Below are 18,243 nucleotides of genomic sequence, written 5' to 3' on the forward strand. Positions count from 1 at the left end.
GTGTCTCTAAATCAAAAAAATTATAAGGCACAAAAGTAATGTTTTAACACCATTTAGAAAACAATTATTAATACTCGCTCAATTTTTTAACAACGATTTATTAATTGTGCCTTCATTAGTTTGAAACTGAACAAACAACAAGCCTGATGCTAGTGTAGACACATCAATATTTGACGACCAAGGTGTTTGATGAAGTAATTGCCCTAATGCATTAAATATTCTTATTTCATTAACTATAAGGCTTTCTGGTTTTTGAATAGTAAAACTTTGCGATGTTGGATTTGGGTAAATGCGAAACTCTAAGTCTACTGGTGGCTCATAAAGCCCTAGCTGAACACTATTGTTTTTTGATATTAAATCGCTTTCTGGGTCGAAAACAACATTAGCAACTGTAAAATTTACAGTGTTAAAAAACTCTTCTGTATTGGTTGTGTTATTTAATGTAACATCTAAAACCTCTCCCATTGTCCCGAGAAAACGCAATGGTACTGGAGCTTCAAAATATGATACAGAAACATCACTTTGAGTCTGAGTTATGGTTGTTTTAACCTCTGTTGGACTAATTTGATTCCACTCTATTGTGTAGCTAGGATATCCTTGGTTATATAACCAATCACTAAAAAACTCTGTTAAACTTTGACCACTCGCAGCTTCCATAATTGGAATAAAGTCTTGTGTTTTTGCGTATGCGTATGCATGATCTGTATCGCTTAAGTAATCTTTTAATCCTTGAAAAAAGTTAGCATCACCTACTTTTTTTCGCAACATATGCAAAACCATTGCGCCTTTATTGTATGAAAGTCTACCGCTAAAAATTCTATTAACGCTTAATGTGTCTGTATCTGTTAGATATACAGCGCCACCAGGTTGAGAGGTAATTGAGTTATTGCGTTGTTGTTTCCAAGTTGTAAAGGCTGAGTTCCCATCTAAATTTTCTATTGTTAAACCTGACAGATACGTTGCAAACCCTTCATTTAGCCAAATGTCTTTCCAGCTACCACATGTAATTTTATTACCAAACCATTGGTGTGCCAATTCGTGCGCAATCAAATTACGATCAAAACTTCCCATAAAGGAAACAGTGGTATGCTCCATACCTCCTCCCCATCCAAATTGTGCATGACCATATTTTTCACTTGCAAACGGATATTCCTCAAACAAATTGGTAAATAAGTTCATAATATCAACTGTTACTGGCGTATTAGTTTGAGCATATCCAAGATCTTCAGGATACACATAATTTACAATATCAAAAGGGTTTCCGTTATTAGGTACTGTATGAGAATATACTGAATAGTTAGTTACAGCTATTGCAACTAAATAAGCTGGAATTGGATAATTATGATGGTAATGCGTGGTTTTATTAGAGCCATTTATAGTTTGGCTAACTTCCAACCCATTAGATACAGCTACATACTCGTCGCTAGTAGAGTTAAACTGAGGTGTTGTAATGTAAACATCAATTGACTCAATTTTATCTATTAAATCTTGTTTGCATGGCCACCAACCTTTTGCTCCATAAGGCTCAGAAAGTGTCCATAATACAGGTTTGCCATTATGTGTATTAACCTCAAAACTACCAAAACCAGAGCTTATTGGATTTCCGCTATATGTAATTTCTACAATTCCTGTTTGTCCAGTATTTAAGGTTTGAAATAATGTTATAATTAATTCATCATTTGCGTTTTGAGTAAAAGATAAGCTGTTTCCATTTTGCATAACTTGTGATACAGTCATATTATCAGCTAAATCAAAAGTCACTTCGCTCATATTTTCTTTAGCTTGAAAATGAGTGGTTACAACTCCAGAAATAAATGCTACTGAAGGGTCAACTGTAAGCTCTAACTTGTGATAGGTAACATTATAATTTCCTGTATTTGGGTTAGCTCTAAACAACATTTGATGTAATGCTGATTTACCTTCAGCTTCTCTTATGCTATTTAGTGTTTCATTAAAATCCTGACCAAAAGTTAAGGTCGTAATAAAGCAAAAAACAAGTAGTAAAATTCTTTTCATAGCATTCCATTTAGCAGGTTAAAAATACCCATTTTTTGTATATTCTGTCGTATTTTTGCACTCAAATCTTACATAACGCCTTAAATTATAAACTAATGCTATCTTTTTTTAAAGAGTATAAATTTTTCGGAATTGCTTTATTAATTCTTTCTGTAATTATAATTTCTGTTTTTTATTCAATATTAAATGTTGAAAAACCTCTTCCAGTTTATCAACCTTCAAAAGTGAATTTTGAAATGGTTGATAGTACCATTCAGCATGTAAGTAAATACCATAAAATTGCAAATTTTAGCCTCATTAATCAGAATGGAAAAACCATAACTCAAAATGATTATAAAGATAAGATTTATGTGGCAGATTTTTTCTTTACAACTTGCCAAACCATATGTCCTATAATGACTGATCACATGGTAAAAATTCAAAAAGAGATTTTAAATGATAAAGAAGTAATGTTACTATCACACTCTGTTACTCCTAAAATTGATAGCGTTGCTCAACTAAAGCGTTATGCGATTGAAAAAGGAGTTAATGATACTAAATGGAATTTGGTAACAGGCGATAAAAAACAAATTTATGAATTAGCTCGTAAAAGTTATCTAGCTGTAAAAACTGATGGAAATGGTGATGAATATGATATGATTCATACTGAAAATTTTATGCTAATTGATAAAAAGCGTCAAATTAGAGGCTACTATGATGGCACTAAACCTGAAGATATTGAACGCTTGCTTAATGATATTAAAATTCTTAAAAAAGAAGACTAATCATACTTTTCTGCTTACAATTTTTTTACCCTAAATTTTTACATTATTTTTGCTTCTTTAAAATCAATCTAAATAAGCTTGGAAGTAACATTAGCACATCTTAAACGTGGAGAACGAGGAATAATCATTGATGTTTCGTCAATTCATATTCCTTTAAAATTACTCGAAATGGGCTGTTTACCAGGCAATGAGGTAGAGCTTGTGCAAGTTGCTCCATTTGCTGACCCAATGTACCTAAATGTAAACGGAACGCATTTAGCCATAAGAAAAGAGACTGCTATTCATATTTTAATAGATATTATAAATGAGTAAGCAGATTAATGTTGCCTTAATTGGAAATCCGAACACTGGAAAAACTTCAGTTTTTAATGCTTTAACAGGATTAAACCAAAAAGTTGGAAATTATCCTGGTATTACTGTCGAAAAAAAGGAAGGTATTTGCAAATTACCAAGAGGTGTTAAAGCTCACATAATTGATTTACCAGGAACTTATAGCCTTAATGCATCATCGCTTGATGAGAATGTAGTTATTGAACTTTTACTAAATAAAAACGATAAAGATTTTCCTGATGTAGCTGTTGTTGTAAGTGATGTTGAAAACTTAAAACGCAACCTTTTACTGTTTACCCAAATTAAAGATTTAGAAATTCCTGTTATTCTTGTTATAAATATGGCAGATAGAATGATTAGAAAAGGAATTTCTTTAGATATTGATTATTTAGAACAGCAACTAAACACAAAAATTGCTCTAGTTAGTACTCGAAAAAGCAAAGGTATTGACGAACTAAAAGAATTAATTTCCAACTATAAAGAGTTGTCTGTTGAGCCATGTATGCATGCTTCAGAAATTGATAAAGATTATTTTGATGGCTTAAGAAAAGCATTCCCAAACCAATTATTGTACAAGCTTTGGCTGGTAATTACTCAAGATGTTAACTTCGGAAAAACTGATAGAAACGAAATAGATCCAGTTGCCAATTTTAAAACCAAATCTAAAGCCGATTTAAAACGTTTACAGCAAAAAGAAACTATTAAGCGATATCAATTTATAAATGATACACTTAAAAAAGGTCAAACTATTGACTTAAATACAGCTACAGATTTACGTATTAAATTTGATAGAGTTCTAACACATAAAGTATGGGGTTATGCCATTTTTCTAATCATATTACTTACAATTTTTCAAGCTATTTATGATTGGTCAAGTGTACCAATGGATTTTATCGATAGTGCATTTGCATCATTAAGTGAATGGACTAAAAACGTGCTTCCAAGTGGTGCTTTTACAAATTTATTGGCTGAAGGTATTATTCCTGGGCTTGGTGGTATTGTTATTTTTATACCTCAAATCGCATTTTTATTTCTCTTTATTTCAGTTCTTGAAGAAAGTGGTTATATGAGTCGTGTTGTGTTTTTAATGGATAGAGGCATGCGTCGCTTTGGATTAAGTGGTAAAAGTGTTGTTCCTCTTATTTCAGGTACTGCTTGCGCTATTCCTGCAATTATGGCAACTCGTAATATAGAAAGTTGGAAAGAACGCCTTATTACTATTCTGGTAACACCTTTTACAACCTGTTCGGCAAGGCTTCCTGTATATTTAATAATTATATCTTTAGTAATACCTGAAGGAAGAATTTTCGGTTTGGGCTATCAAGCATTGACTTTGATGCTTTTGTATTTAATTGGGTTTGGAGCAGCCTTAATTTCGGCTATGATTTTAAATAAAGTGCTTAAAATAAAAAGCAAAACTTTTTTTGTGGTTGAAATGCCAAATTATAAATGGCCAATGCTTAAAAATGTTGCATTAACAGTTCTAGAAAAGACAAAGTCATTTGTTTTTGGTGCTGGAAAAATCATTTTGGCTATTTCAATTGTATTGTGGTTTTTGGCTTCTTATGGTCCTGGTGATGACTTTAATAAAGCTGAAGATATTGTAGCTAAAGAATATGCTTCTCAAAATTTATCAGAAGAAGAACTACAACAACATATTGCATCATACAAATTAGAACATTCATTTATTGGTATCACTGGTAGAGCTATCGAGCCAGCAATTAGACCTTTAGGTTATGATTGGAAAATAGGAATCGCTATAGTAAGTTCGTTTGCTGCTCGCGAAGTATTTGTGGGCACTTTAGCTACTATTTATAGCGTAGGAAATGATGATGAAGATACTATTAAAAACAGAATGGCTGGAGAGGTAAATCCTATTTTAGGAGGCCCTTTATTTAACTTTGCCTCAGGTATATCATTGTTGCTATTTTATGCTTTTGCAATGCAATGTATGAGTACTTTAGCAATTGTAAAGCGAGAAACCAATAGCTGGAAATGGCCAATTTTGCAATTAACTATTATGAGTGCTTTTGCATATATTGTTGCTTTAATTGCGTATCAGGTTTTAACATAATTTTCGACTAAGACTCTATGAATACTCTACTTCAAAATATACTTGTTTTTTCTGCTCTCGTATTAGCTGTTGGTTTCTTAGTAAAAAAGTACTTTTTTAAAAAAACAAAAGCAGATAAAAGTTGTGGTAGCAAAGAAGGCGATTGTGGATGCCATTAATACTACTCTATTTTAGACACATTAATAGGGATTTTTTCTTCAATGGTATTGGTAACATCTAGCCCAAAGTCTTCAATTGCACTTAAACCTACAGATTTTAAAAATCTATAAATTCTTACTGTAAACATATCAATTACTGAAAGTTTATTATCAGATGCTACTCTAGAGTTTATAAGTATATATTTAAAATCTGGTGGTACTTGAATATTAGAATTTTCATAAAAAACATTTACGCCTTCTATATCTCCAGATTCTTTTAAATCAGCATGAATTTTTTTGATTGCCTGATCGATTAAATGAGGTTCTTTAAACCCTAATTTTAAATTTACAAAAAAGCAATTTTTAGGTATTATAGTACAAACACTATAATCCATACCATAAGGTTTATCAGTGATATCAATATGCAAAAACCAATATACTTCGGCTTTTTTGGGCTGCATATAAAACAATGAATGTACTATTGTTTTATCTATAAAATTAATTCGCCTTGATCTTGCTGGATATACTAAATTGGTAGATGTATATGGTAATTTTTTATTCGCAATAACACTTTCTAACATTGGTTTTATGTGGTCAATGTCTTCATATTCGGCTACACTATTTCTCAATAATTTTGCTTTATGATGAAAATACAAAAGCGTAAAGAAAATAATTGCTAGTAAAAGTGTAAACCAACCACCATGTACGATTTTGTTTAGATTTGATGTTAGGAAAGTAAATTCAATTACAAAAAAGATGACAAATAAAATCACTATCAAAACTCTTGCCTTCTTATGTCTTATCAACATTAAATAACCTAACAATAAGCTTGTCATTAACATATCAATAGTTATTGCTAATCCATAAGCGGCTTCCATATTTGAGGCCTTTTGAAAAATAACTATAACTAGTAAACAACCAGCTAATAGGAAATAATTAATAAACGGAATATAAATTTGTCCTTTATGCGTTGATGGATACTTAACTTTAAGATTGGTCCATAATTTAAGTTTTATGGCTTCATTAACTAGTGTAAAAATTCCTGTAATTAAAGCTTGACTTGCAATTATGGTAGCCAAAGTTGCAATGCCAATAATATAAGGTAAAATAGATTTTGGAACAGTTTCGTAGAAAACAGATTCTACTGTTACATTTGGCTGAAGAGATAAGCAAAATGCGGCTTGCCCAAAATAACTAAGTAATAACATACTTAATACAAACACCCAAGTGATTCTTATATTTCGTTTACCACAGTGTCCTAAATCTGAATATAAAGCTTCTGCTCCTGTTATACATAAAAAAACTGCTCCTAAAACCCAAAGTGCTTCTGGATATGTTTTTAGAAATGATAATGCATACATTGGATTAACTGCAGCTAATACATCTGGGTTTTTTATTATTAGATTTAGCCCTAAAACACCTAAGGTTAAAAACCAAATAAGCATTACTGGGCCAAAAAAACCTCCAATTTTTTTGGTTCCAAATTGCTGAATTGAAAACAGCATAATCACAATAACACAAACTATTGGTAGCGTTGGTAACTCTGGATAAATTAAACTTAATCCTTCAACAGCAGAAGAAATTGAAATTGCAGGTGTAATAAATCCGTCACTTAATAATGTTGCACAACCTATGAGTGCTGGAATTATTATCCATTTAGACTTCGTTTTTCTTAACAATGCATATAATGAGAATATTCCTCCTTCTCCATGATTATCTGCATTTAAAGCTAAAAACAAATACTTAAGAGTAGCTATTAGTATTAACGACCAAAATATACACGACATACTTCCCATTATAAGTATGTGGTCAAAAATTTTGCCTTGTGATATTGCTGTAAATACGTATAATGGCGAGGTACCAATATCACCAAATACAATCCCTAAAGTCATTAATAATGACGCTAATGATACTTTATTGATACCTGATTTGTCCATTATTTCATTATTAAATAGCTAACAATTCCTGCGAAATATCCTAGCAAAGCTAACCATGACATTTTCTTTAAATACCATAAAAAATCTATTTTAAGTATTCCCATTGCAGCAACTCCAGCAGCTGAGCCAATAATTAGAACACTACCTCCAGTACCAGCGCAATACGCTAAAAATGTCCAGAAATTATGGTCTTGAGGAAATATATCTAAAGGATACATTCCCATTGCTCCTGCTACTAAAGGTACATTATCAACAATAGAAGATAGCAATCCTAAAACAATATTTATAATATATATATTACTGAAAGAGTTTTCTAATGTTGTTCCTAATAATGTTAATGTTCCGTTAGACTGAAGCGAGGCAACAGCTAGTAATATCCCTAAAAAGAAAAGTACACTTGGCGTATCTATCTTTTGAATAGTTCTTGCTACAGAAAACGAATGTCTTACATCTTCTGGTTTTTTTCTATGCAATATTTCGGTTACAATCCACAAAACACTTAAGCTAAACAGCATTCCAACAAATGGAGGTAAATGTGTAATGGTTTTAAAAACAGGAACAAACAATAACAATCCAACTCCTAAAGCTAAAATAAAATAACTCTCTTTTGTACTTATTTGAGAGTGATTGTTATCAGTTTGCTCTGCATTATTATCTATATTTCCTTTTATATAAAAAGAAACAACAGTTAATGGAACTAACAAACACATTAAACTTGGTATAAAAAGACCAAGAATTATAGCGTTAGTTGAAACTTGCCCTCCGTTCCACAGCATAATTGTAGTCACATCTCCTATTGGCGACCATGCGCCTCCAGCATTTGCTGCTATTATAATAAAACCAGCAAAATACCAAAGGTCAGATTTGTCGTCGAAGAATTTTTTTATTAATGCAACCATAACAATGGTTGTTGTTAAATTATCTAGTACAGCTGATAAAAAAAATGTGAGAATCGATAACAACCATAATAGTTTTATCTTTTTTGTTGTGGTAATAACCTTGTTAATAATACTAAACCCATTATGAGAATCAATCAGCTCTACAATGGTCATAGCTGCTAAAAGAAAAAATAATATTTCAGCAATTTCTTCAAAATGCTCAGACAGATGTAGCTTTGTTTCAATAGCGTCATGTCCTATAAAAATTAATATAGCCCACAACGTAACTCCAGTAAACAAGGCTGTTGCTGCTTTATCTATTTTAACTACATGCTCTAATGCAATAAATAAATATCCAACAACAAAAAAAATGATCATTAGTTCCATTATAACCTTTAAGCTGCTTTTTTCTTGGCTACTGAAGCCAAGTTATTGTTAATAATTTGAGCCCATTTCTCGGCTCTTTTGTATTCAAAATCCTCTCTATAATCATTATCAATATTATAAAAATTAAAAAGATAAGAAGATTTATTTGTTGTAGAAGTTAACCTTAAATCTATAGTATCTAAAATATTAACAACCACTTTATCAATTCGTTTTTGCGAAACATTTTTTAAAATTTCACATTGATTAATTCCACTTAAATTTACAATATTAAAATCATCACTATCAAACCCTTTTTTATATAAAAGTATTTGTTGTGACTCATCTATCCCAATAAAAGTATTTCCCCAAAACTCTTTCTGATTGATTTTTAAATTATTTTTAATAGCAACACTATTAAAAAGTTTAATTGTTTTATTAAAATCTGTGTTTCCAGATTTAATCATTAAAAATATTGGTAAAAAGATGCTAATAAAAATTATAGCAGTTATGATAGCTACTTGTGTATTCATTTTTTTATGTTTTAAATTATTTTATATTAAAAATCCTAATGACTAAAACTTAGTCAAAGTCTTACTAAAAAAATAAAACGTTTAATAAAATGAATGGAATGGAAAGATCATTTTAGTACTCTCTAGACTAGGAGTTACTAAATGAATAAAATTATAGGTAAGCTTATTTGTTTTATTATTATGCTTAAGAATTGAATTAACTCTAAGGCAATAAATACTACTTGTTTTCTTAAATCCAGAAATTAAAACAGTATTAACATCTAGCTCTGACTCAACTAATAAAAAAGTAGAATGATTAGCGTTTTTGAATACTAAATCCTGTTTTTCGCTTTTAATTTGAGATTGAGTCTTTATCTCAGAATTAGCAAAACTAATAGAGCTTATACTAAATAATAAGACGCAAAATATAACTTTTAAATAAGCAAAAAACACTTCTTTTTTCATTAACGCAGAAGTAACTATTGATAAATAAATTAAAGATTTTACATCAATAGAATGCTTAAAGCAACATTGAATAAATCTTGGTAAAAGTATATATAAATTCGTTAACGTAATGTTAAATTAATTAAGCACTGGCTATTATCTAAAATTAATAAAATCACTTTCAAAATTCAATATTTTAGTTATCTTTGAAAAATATTTAAGTAAGCTTAAAAATTAATTAAAGTAATAAAAAATGTCAGTAGCAATTGAAAACTTTGTAAAGGCCATTTACAAAAACGACATACAAGATAATAATGACACCAAGCCTGGTAACATTGCCAAAAAGCTGGGTATTTCTAATGCTGCAGCAACAGATATGGCAAAGAAATTAGCGACAAAAGATTTGTTACATTATGAAAAATATCAAGCACTTCAGTTAACAGAAAAAGGCACAAAAATGGCACTAAATGTTGTGCGTAAACATCGCCTTTGGGAAGCTTTACTATTCAAAATGTTTGATATGAGCTTACATGAAATTCATCGTGAAGCTGAACTGTTAGAACATGAAACTTCAGATTTTTTGGCTAATAAAATAAGTGAGTATTTAGGAAATCCAAAATTTGATCCTCATGGAGACCCAATTCCAAATGCTGATGGCGAAATCACTACTGAAGATATATCTATTGCTTTGTCACAATCTAAAGAAGGCAAAACATACATTATATCTAGATTAATGAGTGATGATAAAGAGTTTTTCGATTTCTGTGCACAAAATGGATTGAAATATGGAAACACTATTACTATTACAAAGCAATTCAGTAAAAACAAAATGACACAAATCTCAATTAATAATAACACTATTCTTCTTAATGAAGATTTTACAAACATTATCTATGTCAACGAAATTTAACAAGAACATATTTGCGCTTTTTTTAAGTCTAATTTCTGCTTCGGCATTTGCTCAAGAAGATGAATCTCTTGAAGCGCTAATAACAGACAGACCAGATGCAACAGAATCTCCAACACCAATGCCAAAAGGTTTCCTTCAAGTAGAAACAGGATCATTTTACGAATCTTTTGAAGACAATAACATTAAAAATGAAAACTATACTTACAATACTACTTTGGTTCGTTACGGTTTATTAAATAATCTCGAACTTCGATTAGGATGGGATTTTGTTGAGGGCAAAACAAAAGTAAATGGTACAACTTTAGACGATGTCACCAGTGGCTTTAATCCTTTGCTATTTGGTTTTAAAACAAGTATAGCACAAGAAAATGGTTGCTTCCCAGAAATTGGATTTCTTGGTCATTTATACCTGCCATTTACTGCAAGTAACGATTACAAACCAGAAACCACAGGAGTAGACTTTAGATTTTCATTTGCACACACCTTAAGTGAAAACTCTAGCTTATCATATAATCTTGGTGCAGCTTGGGGAGACGATTCACCAGAAGCATCGTATGTTTACACTATAGCATATGGTCACAGTATTACTGATAAATTAGGTGCTTACGCAGAACTTTATGGTGATTTACCAGAAAACAGTAAAGCAAATCATCTTTGGGATGCTGGTCTTACTTATTTAGTCTCAAACAATGTGCAATTAGATGCTACAGTTGGTTCAAGCATTACCAAGGGACAAGATATATTAATTAGCGCTGGAGTTAGTTTCAGATTACCTACTAAAAACAATTAATACAATGAAAAAACACATACTAATATTCTCAATTATATCAGTTTTTTTTGGCTGTAAAAATGACAAGAAAGATAACGGAAAACTAAACATTGTTACCACTACAACTATGATTACCGATTTGGCAAAAAACATAGGTGGTGATTATGTAAATGTTCAAGGTTTAATGGGAAGTGGTGTTGATCCGCATTTATATAAAGCCAGTGAAGGAGACGTATCTAAACTTGTAAACGCAGACATTATTTTCTATAACGGATTGCATTTGGAAGGTAAATTGGTTGAAGTCTTTGAAAAAATGGAAAAGAGCAATAAAACACCAATTGCTTTAGCTGAAGAAATTGACAAAAGCACCTTAATAGGTTCAGACTATTTTGCATCAAATTACGATCCTCACGTATGGTTTAATATCGAATACTTCAAACTATTTGCTAATAAAGTAACTAAAGTACTTTCAGAAAAAGATCCTGAAAATGCTGCAAATTATATTGAAAACGAGAAGATTTTCTTATCTAAATTAGATGCTTTACAAGAACAAATAAAAGCGACTATTGAAACACTCCCACAAGAAAAAAGAATATTAGTTACAGCACATGATGCTTTTAATTACTTTGGGAAAAATTATGGTTTTGAGGTGGTTGGATTACAAGGATTATCAACAGCAACTGAGGCTGGAGTACAAGACGTACAAAAATTGGCAGCATTTATTATTGAAAAAAATGTAAAAGCCATTTTTGTAGAAAGTTCTGTTCCAAAACGTACTATTGAAGCCTTACAAGCCGCTGTAAAATCTAAAGGTCATGAAGTTACAATTGGAGGCACATTATATTCAGATGCTTTAGGAAATGCAGGAACCATTGAAGGCACTTATATTGGTATGTTTGAATACAATGTAAACACAATTGTAAACGCACTTAAATAAAGAACTCATTTGTCATTCTGCGCTACGACGCAGAATTCGATTAAAATAATAGATTCCGCATCAAGTGCGGAATGACAGAAAATTATGAAACAAAAAATAGCAGTAAAAGTTGACGATTTAACGGTTGCTTACAACTACAAGCCTGTGCTTTGGGATATCGATTTAGAAATTCCAGAAGGCGTGCTTATGGCTATTGTTGGACCAAATGGCGCAGGAAAATCTACCCTTATAAAAGCTATATTAGGTATTTTAAAACCTATTGCTGGCAGTGTTAGTATTTACGAAAAGCCTTATGAAAAACAACGCTCACTTGTTGCTTACGTCCCACAAAAAGGAAGTGTAGATTGGGATTTTCCAACTACAGCTTTAGATGTTGTTATGATGGGAACTTATGGAAGTTTGGGTTGGATTAAACGTCCTGGTCAAAAAGAGAAAAAAGCAGCACTCGAAGCTTTAGAAAAAGTAGGAATGTTGCCTTTTAAGAGCAGACAAATTAGTCAGCTTTCTGGCGGACAACAACAGCGCATTTTTTTAGCCAGGGCCTTGGTTCAAGATGCATCCATATACTTTATGGACGAACCGTTTCAAGGTGTAGATGCTACAACCGAAATTGCCATCATTAATATTTTAAAAGAATTAAGAAAAGCAGGAAAAACAGTTATCGTTGTTCATCATGATTTGCAAACCGTTCCAGAATATTTTGATTGGGTAACGTTTTTAAACGTGAAAAAAATTGCAACTGGTCCTGTTAAAGACATTTTTAATGATGATAATCTAACCAAAACCTACGGAATTAACTATAAAGTGAGTATTCAAGAGTAATGGATTTACAAGAGTATTTTTCTTTAGTATTTAGTGATTACACGCTTCGTACCATCACATTAGGAACTGCTATTTTAGGAGCAGTTACTGGTATGCTTGGTAGCTTTGCTGTGCTTCGTAAACAAAGTTTACTAGGTGATGCTATTTCGCATGCTGCATTACCTGGAATTGCTATTGCATTTTTAATTACTGGAGCAAAAGACAGTAATACATTGCTATTAGGCGCTTTAGTTAGTGGACTTTTAGGCACGTTTTGGATTAGAGGTATTATTACCAAAACACACTTAAAATCAGATACTGCTTTAGGATTAATTCTTTCGTTGTTTTTTGGTTTTGGAATGCTTTTACTCACTTTTATTCAAAAGCAACCAAACGCAAATCAAGCAGGATTAGATAAATATTTATTTGGACAAGCTGCAACATTAGTTGAAAGTGACGTCTGGTTAATGGCAATTGTTACAGGGCTTTGTTTGTTTGTACTACTACTCTTTTGGAAAGAATTTAAAATATTATTGTTTGATAAAGATTACGCTAAAACCCTTGGTTTTAATACCAAAACCATTGATATTTTAATAACAAGCTTTATTGTTTTGGCTATTGTTTTAGGCTTACAAACAGTAGGTGTTGTGCTTATGAGTGCTATGCTTTTAGCTCCTGCTGCTGCTGCAAGACAATGGACTAACAGTTTGAGCAAAATGGTGTTTTTAGCTGCAGTTTTTGGAGCATTTTCTGGTGTATTTGGAACAGCAATAAGCTCTAGCCAAAATAATTTATCTACTGGTCCTGTAATTGTTTTGGTGGCTTCAGTATTTGTCATATTCTCCTTTATATTTTCGCCTAGTCGAGGCTTACTATTCCGTCAAATCAGATTTATTGCCAACAGACGTGATTTAGAGCAGCAAAAAACGTTAGCGTTTATGTATCACATTGCAGAAACACACGACAATATTTCGCATCCTCATACTATTAAAATATTAAACAATTTTCAAGGGTTTACTCGAAAAACGCTTCAAAAATTAGTAGATAAAGAATATGTGGTACTAGATGGAACTATGTGGAGTTTAACTCAAAAAGGCTTTGACAAAGCTTCAAATTTGTATAACCAACAAGCAAAAGAAGATGAGTAATGCTCAAATAGAAATACAGCTTATTGCAAGTTTAGTTGCCATTGCTTGTGCTATTCCAGGTACATTTTTAGTACTTCGTAAAATGGCAATGATTAGTGATGCTATTAGTCATTCTATATTACCAGGAATTGTTGTTGGGTTTTTTATCACACAAGACCTCAACTCACCTTTACTTATTTTATTAGCAGCTTTAACTGGAGTTATAACAGTAGTTTTAGTTGAACGAATTCAGAAAACAGGATTAGTAAAGGAAGACACAGCTATCGGTTTAGTGTTTCCTGCATTGTTTAGTATTGGTGTGATTATGATTGCTAAAAATGCCAATGATGTGCATCTAGATGTAGATGCGGTTTTATTAGGTGAATTGGCTTTTGCGCCTTTTGATAGACTCTTTATTTCTGGAACTGATGTTGGTCCAAAATCATTATGGATTATAGGTTCTATTTTAGTTATTACTGTTGGATTATTAATTGCCTTTTTTAAAGAGTTAAAAGTAAGTACGTTTGATGCTGGACTTGCGGCTTCACTTGGTTTTTCACCTGCTTTAATTCATTATGGATTAATGACAGTATCATCTGTCACAACGGTTGGTGCTTTTGATGCTGTTGGTGCTATTTTAGTCGTCGCTTTAATGATTGCGCCTGCTGCAAGTGCCTATTTATTGACTACAGATTTAAAGAAAATGCTAGGACTTGCTATTGTTTTTGGTGTTTTGAGTGCTATTTCTGGCTATTGGTTTGCGCATTGGCTTGATGCATCTATTGCTGGTTCAATTACTACCATGCTTGGTGTGTTGTTTTTGTTAGTGTATTTGTTTGCACCAAGTAAAGGACTCATTGCAGTAATGTACAGAGAAAAACAGCAACGTATAGAAGTGTCATTACTAACGTTTTTATTGCATTTAAAAAATCATAATGAAGAAACTGAACGTCATGTTAATCACCTTAACGAACATATTAATTGGCAAAAAGTACGTAGTAAAACAGTTCTTGATTTAGCGCTTAAAAACAACATGATTGTAATTGATAATAAAATTGTCTCACTCACCGAAAAAGGTGATGAATTTACATCTCAAGCTATCGATTATATTATCACTAATGAAGACGCACAAATTGAAGACATGAAAGACGATTTCTTTTTGTTTAGAGGGTAACTTTGGTATCTTTATATGGCTATTGTCTTAAATATTGGTCTTTATGAAAAACCTATTTCCGTTATTTATTTTATTTATAATCATTTATTCTTGTGAGAATAAAGAGAAGTATCAAGGAAGATGGACAAATAGTATGTTAAAGTACAGTGGTTATAATGAGGCGAGAAACCTTGTCATTGAAAACGATTCTATAAAAATTTGTTATCCTTATTTTGAATATTGGCACAAGTATCCTTTATCCATTAAAAACAATAATTTAAATTTCAATGGCTTAACATTAAAAAGTATAATTGACAGAGATACTTTGACCTTAAACGATTCTATCTATTTCATAAGAGATAAAGCTGATACTTTATATGGAGCTAAAATATTATTATCTATCGATTTGCCAAAAACTTCACATTTGTTAAATCCATCCAAACAAGATAACAATGCAACCATTTATATAAACTATGGAAAGCGATTAGATAATGGAGAATTTAGTCTACAATTGAATGATAGCTATGCTGACTTTAATGATATTCCAAGTTTCCTTGCCATTGGACATCGTAGTGGACATTTACCTTTACCTGTTTCATTACTTTTTATTGATAAGTCAGCAAAATTAAATGATATAGAAAAGCTGTTTTTCGAACATCAAAAAATTAACTTTTTACAAATTGAATTAGTAATTGATATTAATTTAAATTATTCAGATTCATTAGGCTTCCATTATGAGTATGTAACATTAAATAAAAAGCTTCCACCATTTCAAATAAACAAAGATTATGTTGATTTAGTTTTTGACTATTCAACTCCACCTCTACCACCATTTTCCCCTTGGTTTGAAAATGATAATTCAAAACTCAACTATATCTTACTTATTGAAAATCAGTTTTATTATAAAAATCAAATAATAGAAAAAGAAGAATTGTTCTCAATAGTTAAAAGTTTTATCGAGGAAAATCAAATTATATTAAGTTTATATGATTTAAACTCAAATTATGGTTCCTTTATTGAAATGAATGCCACAATCAACTCTGTTTATATGAAAGTAAGAGAAGAAAAATCACAACTTAAATATGGGAAATCGTATGTTAAATTAACAAAAAGTGAGTCTGATTCTATAAAAAATGCTACTCCAATGAAACATATATGGAGTTACTCAATCCCACATTATAATTCGGTTATTAAAAAAGATAAAACGTTTTTTGGTTTAAAAGTAAAACTAATTGATTCATTGCTTGCAGATTAAAACCCTCTCTCTTTCTGCAATTGCTCGTAAGCTTGTTGTACTTGTCTGAATTTTTCTTCCGCTCCTTTTTGATGTTCTTCACCTAAGTGAATCACTTTATCAGGATGGTATTTTTTTGCCATTTTTCGGTAAGCAGCTTTAATTTCATCTACTGTTGCAGCTTTAGTAATCTCTAAAATCTTATAGGCATTATCGCTACTATTATAAAACATAGCTTTAATACTTTCAAAATCACGAGAACTAATACCTAAATAACCAGAAATTGTATAAATCTGTGTTACTTCGTTTTCAGTAACCATAGTATCTGCTTTAGCTATTCCGAAAAGAAAATGAAGCAATTGTAAACGCGATGGATGATCCATCATTTGCTGTATTTGCATACAAACCTGACGCGTTGGTATTTGTTGCTGATTAATATTTTTAAACAATTTAAAAGCATGATCTGCACGCTCTTTTCCGTACATGTTAATAAACTGTTGACGTACAAAATCTAATTCTCGTTGATCTTGTTTTCCATCTGCTTTAATTACAATAGAAGCTAATATAAGTAGGCTCACTTCAAAATCGCCAGACTGAGTTTTTGGGCGCTCTTGTGGTCTTGTTCTATAAGTTGTTTGTCGTCTTTGTTGCTTAGTATTGCCTTGTCCTAAAAAAGGGCTTCTATTACCATCAGACATTGCATCTATAACACTACCTAATGCCAATCCTATAATTGCACCAATTGGTCCACCAACCGACCAACCTAACGATGCTCCTATCCATTTTGAAAAACTCATGTAAACTATTGATTTTATTTATGGGTAAATATACTATTTGTTAGTAGATTACATAGGTACTTTGTTACACAATTGGTATCTTTGCAGTCTAAATATTAATTATAAAATTTAAAATATATGTATCCAGCAGAATTAGTAAAACCAATGCGTGAAGATTTAACCAAAGTTGGTTTTGAAGAATTACATACTGCAGAAGCTGTAAATGCTGCTTTAGCAAAAGAAGGCACTACTTTAGTAGTTGTAAATTCTGTTTGTGGTTGCGCAGCTGCAAATGCTCGTCCAGGAGCTAGAATAAGTTTACAAAATGCAAAACGTCCTGATCATATTGTTACTGTTTTTGCAGGTGTAGATAAAGAAGCTGTTGACCAAGCAAGACAACACATGATTCCTTTTCCTCCAAGCTCACCAAGTATGGCTTTATTTAAAAATGGAGAATTAGTACACATGCTAGAGCGTCATCATATTGAAGGTCGTCCAGCTGAAATGATTGCAGAAAACCTTGTAGATGCTTACAACGAATATTGCTAAAAAGTATTAAGTTGATAACTAAAAGCCACATAAATGTATGTGGCTTTTTTTGTGTTTAAACGCAACCTTTTTTGCAAACACGCATCTACTGTAAAAACTCTTGCTATGAAAACATTTAATCTATTTTTAGTACTTACTCTAATTCTATCTTTAACTACATCTAGCTGTATTGAAGACGATTCTGATTCATTTTGTGATAGCCAACTTATTTATTTAAGCTCACTTAAGGCCAATATTGAAGGTCTTGCTGCAACTTCTATTTGTAACGAAAATTTTGAATGTCGTTACATTGCTTTTGGAAGTAAACCATGTGGTGGACCATGGGAATTTTTGTTTTATACAACATCAATAGACACAATGGAGTTAGAAAATCTTGTTGCTTCATACAATGCTCTTGAAGCAGACTATAACGAAAATTGTGACGCAGTTTCAGACTGTTCTACACCAATTCCTCCAATAGATTTTAGTTGCGAAAACAATCAATGTATTCCTATATATTAATATAGTTTTGCATTAAGTTTTTATTACTTTT

The 18,243-nt window shown here is 31.5% G+C and carries 19 protein-coding genes; 13 read left to right on the top strand and 6 right to left on the bottom strand.

Features of this window, described 5'->3' with window-relative positions:
• Positions 1-78 precede the first annotated feature (78 nt).
• A complete protein-coding gene (locus tag IEW41_RS06180; RefSeq protein WP_188605422.1) occupies positions 79-2,016 on the bottom strand; it encodes a M1 family metallopeptidase in 1,938 nt (645 codons plus the stop codon).
• Positions 2,017-2,111: 95 nt separating this feature from the next.
• On the opposite strand from IEW41_RS06180, the gene IEW41_RS06185 reads away from it, so the two are divergent.
• The 4 genes from IEW41_RS06185 to IEW41_RS14700 all read left to right on the top strand — a co-directional run bounded on the left by IEW41_RS06185 (position 2,112) and on the right by IEW41_RS14700 (position 5,342).
• Positions 2,112-2,780, top strand: coding sequence for an SCO family protein (locus IEW41_RS06185; RefSeq protein ID WP_188605423.1), 669 nt, complete (start codon positions 2,112-2,114; stop codon positions 2,778-2,780).
• 78 nt (positions 2,781-2,858) lie between these two features.
• Positions 2,859-3,092 (top strand): FeoA family protein, encoded by a 234-nt coding sequence (locus IEW41_RS06190; protein ID WP_188605424.1) that lies wholly within the window; start codon positions 2,859-2,861, stop codon positions 3,090-3,092.
• Positions 3,085-5,184, top strand: a complete 2,100-nt coding sequence (gene feoB / locus IEW41_RS06195; protein WP_188605425.1) for a ferrous iron transport protein B — start codon at positions 3,085-3,087, stop codon at positions 5,182-5,184. Before IEW41_RS06190 ends, feoB begins: the two co-directional genes overlap by 8 nt.
• A gap of 17 nt (positions 5,185-5,201) precedes the next feature.
• Positions 5,202-5,342 (top strand): FeoB-associated Cys-rich membrane protein, encoded by a 141-nt coding sequence (locus tag IEW41_RS14700; protein ID WP_188605426.1) that lies wholly within the window; start codon positions 5,202-5,204, stop codon positions 5,340-5,342.
• Between the two features lie 2 nt (positions 5,343-5,344).
• Here the strand turns inward: IEW41_RS14700 and IEW41_RS06205 are convergent, their stop codons facing one another.
• The 4 genes from IEW41_RS06205 to IEW41_RS06220 form a co-directional block, all read right to left on the bottom strand.
• A complete protein-coding gene (locus tag IEW41_RS06205) occupies positions 5,345-7,258 on the bottom strand; it encodes a KUP/HAK/KT family potassium transporter (protein WP_188605427.1) in 1,914 nt (637 codons plus the stop codon).
• Positions 7,258-8,523, bottom strand: a complete 1,266-nt coding sequence (gene nhaD / locus IEW41_RS06210) for a sodium:proton antiporter NhaD (RefSeq protein WP_229660181.1) — start codon at positions 8,521-8,523, stop codon at positions 7,258-7,260. The genes IEW41_RS06205 and nhaD overlap by 1 nt, the downstream gene beginning before the upstream one ends.
• Before the next feature lie 8 nt (positions 8,524-8,531).
• Entirely contained in the window at positions 8,532-9,032 is a 501-nt protein-coding gene (locus IEW41_RS06215; protein WP_188605428.1) for a hypothetical protein, read from the bottom strand.
• An 81-nt stretch (positions 9,033-9,113) separates the two neighbouring features.
• Positions 9,114-9,476: a hypothetical protein gene (locus IEW41_RS06220; protein ID WP_188605429.1), complete on the bottom strand. Its 363-nt coding sequence runs from the start codon at positions 9,474-9,476 to the stop codon at positions 9,114-9,116.
• 232 nt (positions 9,477-9,708) lie between these two features.
• Between IEW41_RS06220 and IEW41_RS06225 the strand changes: the two genes are divergently transcribed.
• The 7 genes from IEW41_RS06225 (at position 9,709) to IEW41_RS06255 (ending at position 16,407) form a co-directional block, all read left to right on the top strand.
• Complete coding sequence (locus tag IEW41_RS06225) at positions 9,709-10,365, top strand: metal-dependent transcriptional regulator (protein ID WP_188605430.1); 657 nt, start codon at positions 9,709-9,711, stop codon at positions 10,363-10,365.
• Entirely contained in the window at positions 10,349-11,155 is an 807-nt protein-coding gene (locus IEW41_RS06230) for a transporter (RefSeq protein ID WP_188605431.1), read from the top strand. The genes IEW41_RS06225 and IEW41_RS06230 overlap by 17 nt, the downstream gene beginning before the upstream one ends.
• A gap of 4 nt (positions 11,156-11,159) precedes the next feature.
• Positions 11,160-12,071, top strand: a complete 912-nt coding sequence (locus tag IEW41_RS06235; RefSeq protein ID WP_188605432.1) for a metal ABC transporter solute-binding protein, Zn/Mn family — start codon at positions 11,160-11,162, stop codon at positions 12,069-12,071.
• Between the two features lie 84 nt (positions 12,072-12,155).
• On the top strand, positions 12,156-12,893 hold the full coding sequence (locus IEW41_RS06240) for a metal ABC transporter ATP-binding protein (protein ID WP_188605433.1): 738 nt from the start codon (positions 12,156-12,158) through the stop codon (positions 12,891-12,893).
• Positions 12,893-14,020: a metal ABC transporter permease gene (locus IEW41_RS06245; RefSeq protein WP_188605434.1), complete on the top strand. Its 1,128-nt coding sequence runs from the start codon at positions 12,893-12,895 to the stop codon at positions 14,018-14,020. Before IEW41_RS06240 ends, IEW41_RS06245 begins: the two co-directional genes overlap by 1 nt.
• Entirely contained in the window at positions 14,013-15,173 is a 1,161-nt protein-coding gene (locus IEW41_RS06250) for a metal ABC transporter permease (RefSeq protein ID WP_188605435.1), read from the top strand. The genes IEW41_RS06245 and IEW41_RS06250 overlap by 8 nt, the downstream gene beginning before the upstream one ends.
• Before the next feature lie 43 nt (positions 15,174-15,216).
• Positions 15,217-16,407: a hypothetical protein gene (locus IEW41_RS06255; RefSeq protein WP_188605436.1), complete on the top strand. Its 1,191-nt coding sequence runs from the start codon at positions 15,217-15,219 to the stop codon at positions 16,405-16,407.
• On the opposite strand, the gene IEW41_RS06260 is transcribed toward IEW41_RS06255, so the two are convergent.
• On the bottom strand, positions 16,404-17,183 hold the full coding sequence (locus tag IEW41_RS06260) for a TerB family tellurite resistance protein (protein ID WP_188605437.1): 780 nt from the start codon (positions 17,181-17,183) through the stop codon (positions 16,404-16,406). The genes IEW41_RS06255 and IEW41_RS06260 overlap by 4 nt on opposite strands.
• Positions 17,184-17,300: 117 nt before the next feature.
• Here IEW41_RS06260 and IEW41_RS06265 point away from each other — a divergent pair, with 117 nt between their 5' ends.
• Both IEW41_RS06265 and IEW41_RS06270 read left to right on the top strand, forming a co-directional pair.
• Complete coding sequence (locus IEW41_RS06265; protein ID WP_188605438.1) at positions 17,301-17,711, top strand: BrxA/BrxB family bacilliredoxin; 411 nt, start codon at positions 17,301-17,303, stop codon at positions 17,709-17,711.
• A 105-nt stretch (positions 17,712-17,816) separates the two neighbouring features.
• The gene (locus IEW41_RS06270) at positions 17,817-18,212 is read left to right on the top strand and encodes a hypothetical protein (RefSeq protein WP_188605439.1); all 396 of its coding nucleotides are present in this window, start codon (positions 17,817-17,819) and stop codon (positions 18,210-18,212) included.
• Positions 18,213-18,243: the final 31 nt, after the last annotated feature.

It is taken from the genome of Aquaticitalea lipolytica (assembly GCF_014641635.1).
Taxonomy (GTDB): Bacteria; Bacteroidota; Bacteroidia; order Flavobacteriales; family Flavobacteriaceae; genus Aquaticitalea; species Aquaticitalea lipolytica.